The 792-nt window shown below is 52.8% G+C and carries 1 protein-coding gene; it reads left to right on the forward strand.

Annotated elements, in window-relative coordinates; all coding sequences use genetic code 11:
* Positions 1-707 (forward strand): IS66 family transposase (gene tnpC / locus BO225_RS10675; RefSeq protein ID WP_076342207.1); only part of this gene is annotated, 707 nt, incomplete at its 5' end.
* Positions 708-792: the final 85 nt, after the last annotated feature.

The following is a 792-nucleotide window of genomic DNA, read 5'->3' on the forward strand; positions in this document are numbered from 1 at the left end:
AGATGGAGAAGATCGGCGAAGAAAAGGTGAGGACGCGGGTGATCATAGAAGAGCCGAAGATCCGTATCGAAGAGATCTATACCGAAACGTACGTCTGTCCCTCCTGCAGGCAGGATGGAGAAGACGTGCTTTTCAAAACCAAAGCCCCTCTTCCCGTCATTCCGCATTCTTTTGCGAGCGCGGAAGCGATCGCTCATGTAGCCAACGAGCGTTTTGTCAAAAGCGTACCCTACAACCGGCAGGAGAAGGAGTGGAAATGGCTGGGTCTCTCCATCAGCCGGAGAACGATGTCCAACTGGATCATGGCGGTCTCCGAACTCTATCTTGAACCTGTCGTTCTCAAGATGAGAGAACATCTTCTGAAAGAAGAACTGTGCCACTGCGACGAGACTCCGATCCAGGTGCTCCGCGAAGAAGGGAGAAAGAACACTTCCAAATCGTGGATGTGGGTCTACAGCTCGGCGGCTGTTTCTCGAAAGCCGATCCGGATCTTTCAATACGCTCCCGGAAGAGGAAGCCGATATCCGAAAGCGTTCCTGGAAGGTTTTGAAGGATTTCTGGTAACCGACGGATATGGAGGCTACAGCCAGATCGAGAATACAAAACGAGCATTGTGCTGGGCGCATGTCCGCCGGAAGTTTTTCGAGGCGCTTCCGAGCAGCGGAAAAAACATCCAAGAAACAGAAGCGTATCGAGCGACCTCATAAGCAGGACAGGATCTTCCATGTCGAGACGGAGCTGCAGAAACTGGAGCCTGCAAGGCGGGCCAAAGAGCGGCATAAGCCGCTTTTC

The organism is Dubosiella newyorkensis, from assembly GCF_001945605.1.
Taxonomy (GTDB): Bacteria; Bacillota_I; Bacilli_A; order Erysipelotrichales; family Erysipelotrichaceae; genus Dubosiella; species Dubosiella newyorkensis.